This window comes from Roseomonas sp. TAS13, from assembly GCF_001950415.1.
GTDB lineage: Bacteria > Pseudomonadota > Alphaproteobacteria > Acetobacterales > Acetobacteraceae > Roseomonas > Roseomonas mucosa.
On record NZ_BDLP01000514.1, the window covers coordinates 1 to 2,482 of the forward strand.

The 2,482-nt window shown below is 72.3% G+C and carries 2 protein-coding genes; both read right to left on the reverse strand.

What is annotated here, in order from left to right:
• Nucleotides 1-339: 339 nt before the first annotated feature.
• Entirely contained in the window at nucleotides 340-1,101 is a 762-nt protein-coding gene (locus tag ROTAS13_RS22920) for a competence/damage-inducible protein A (RefSeq protein WP_058390106.1), read from the reverse strand.
• A gap of 176 nt (nucleotides 1,102-1,277) precedes the next feature.
• The gene (locus ROTAS13_RS28525) at nucleotides 1,278-2,327 is read right to left on the reverse strand and encodes a bifunctional GNAT family N-acetyltransferase/(deoxy)nucleoside triphosphate pyrophosphohydrolase (RefSeq protein WP_276561195.1); all 1,050 of its coding nucleotides are present in this window, start codon (nucleotides 2,325-2,327) and stop codon (nucleotides 1,278-1,280) included.
• Nucleotides 2,328-2,482: the final 155 nt, after the last annotated feature.

A 2,482-nucleotide genomic window follows, 5' to 3' on the forward strand; every position in this document is an offset into this window, starting at 1 on the left:
CTCCACGGCGGAGGTGTCCGCGGTTCCGGCGGTGTGGTGCAGGACGGCTTCTTGCATCGCGGCTTATCCCCTTCTGGAACCCCGGCCCGCCTCGGAAGGCAGGCCCCGGCCCGGGCACGCATCCCGCGGGAAGGGCCCGGTCCGGCCGGTATCCCGGTTCCGGGCAGGCCGGTGGGGCTCCGTTCTCAGGCAGGGGCCATTCCTCGTGGGTTCCACACGCGCACGGGCCCATGTGGTGGTAATGAGAGAGCATATGCAACGCAAAGTCGCCTAAACACAAGGATTACTCTTTTGGGTTGTTAACCTTCGCCCGGAATCAAGGCACGGCCGGCGGGTGCCTCAGCCGGGCTCCCCTTCGAGCGGCTCCTTTCCGACCTGCCGGATCAGCGCCGCCATCTCCGCCGCGGCCGCCACGACCTCGGCCTCCTCCAGACCCTTGGCGACCAGGGCCACGCCGCTCCGGTCGGGGCGGTAATAGGGATAGGAGCCGATATCCAGCGCGGGATGGCACGCCTGGATCGCCCCCAGGCCTTCCGCGATCTGCCCTTCGTAGATCCCGTCGGCATGCACACTGCGCGAGAGGACCGGACGGCCGCCGATCAGGCCGGGGGCCAGGGCCTCGAACATCGCCTGCATGATCCGGGGCACGCCAGCCATGACGTGCACGTTGCCGATGGTGAAGCCCGGCGCCACGGAGACGGGGTTGGGGATCAGCGCGGAGCCGCGCGGGATGGTCGCCATGCGCTGCCGGGCCGCGTTGAACTCGGTGCCCTGCTTCTCGTAATGGGCGGTGAGCAAGGCCATGGCCTCCGGGTGCTTTTCCCACGGCACGCCGAAGGCGCGGGCGATGCATTCGGCGGTGATGTCGTCATGGGTCGGCCCGATGCCGCCGGTGGTGAAGACATGGTCGAAGCGCGGGCGGACCGCGTTCACCGTCTCGACGATGACCTCCGGCACGTCGGGGATCACCCGTACCTCGCGCAGCGGGATGCCGATCTCTCCCAGCCGGGTGGCGAGGAACTGCAGGTTGGCGTCCCGGGTGCGGCCCGAAAGCACCTCGTTGCCGATGATCAGGAGGCAGGCGGTGGGGTTGGCGGACAAGGCAGGGCACTCCGGCGGCGGTTCGGGGGCGCCAGAGTGCCACCATCCGTGGCGAGGGAAAGTGTGTCATGCGGGGGAGGCGTCTTGTTCCGCCCGGAGGGATAGGCGTTTCACTTCGCGGCTGCGCCCGGGGGAAAGGCGGAGCCTTGTCCCCCTGGGACGGCGCGGCGGCCGGATCAGAGGAAGTCGCGGAGGAGGGCGACCAGGGGCTTGTCGGCCGGGGGCATGGGATAGTCGGCGAGTTTCTGCGGCCGCACCCAGGCGAGGGCCTGGCCTTCGCGGGATTCCGGCGTGCCTTCCCAGCGGCGGCAGAGGTAGAGCGGCATCAGCAGGTGGAAGCCGTCATAGGCGTGGCTGGCGAAGGCGAAGGGGGCGAGGCAGGTTTCCGCGACGTCGATGCCCAGCTCCTCCCGCAGCTCGCGGATCAGGGCTGCTTCCGGCGTTTCGCCGGGGTCCACCTTGCCGCCGGGGAATTCCCAGAGGCCGGCCAGGGCCTTGCCCTCCGGCCGCCGGGCCAGCAGCACCCGGCCGTCGGCGTCGATCAGGGCGCAGGCGGAGACCAGCAGCAGGCGCGAGCCACCGGCCGGGACGGGCTGTTCCGCCAGGACCGGGGCGGGGGCGGGATCGGCCGGGGTCGAGAGCTCCGCCCGGCCGGCGCGGAAGAGGCGGACGGGCAGGCGGGCGTTGCGGGCGGAGAATTCCTGCTCCCCGGTGCCCGCCTCGACGAAGCCGATCCGCCGCAGCACGGCGGCGGATCGCTCGTTCTCCACCAGGGCGCTGGCCTGCAGCTTGTCGAGGTCCAGGTTGGCCAGGGCCCAGCGGGCGAGGCGGCCCGCCGCCTCGCTGGCGATGCCGCGCCCCCAGTAGCGCCGGCCGACCCAGTAGCCGAGGGCGGCGCTGCGCGGGGCGGCGGCATCGGGGCGGGTCAGGGCGACGCAGCCGACGAGCTGCTCGCGCCCCTGGGACGCCTCCTCCACGATGGCGAGGTGCCAGGCCTTCCCGGCCGCGATCTGCGACCGGGTGGAGCCGATCCAGTCATCCGCCAATTCGCGCGGGTAGGGGAAGGGGACGCGCGCCAGCATGCGCGCCACCTCCCAGTCGTTCACCAGGCGGTGCAGGTCGGCCGCATCCGTCGGGCGCAGAGGCCGCAGCAGCAGCCTTTCCGTCCGCAGCGGCGGGAAGAGGGAAGCATCCTCCTCCGCCGCCGCGGCCGCGGACTCGCTCAACGCCGCCACCATCCCGCGCGGCGCGCCTGGGACGGCGAGGTCCCGTCCAGGACCACGGGCTTCGCCGGCTCGCCCACGACGGGCTCGGCGGCGCCAGTGGGGGTGCCAATGGGGGTGCCAATGGGGGCGCTGGTGGCGTCCGCCGCCGTTCCGGC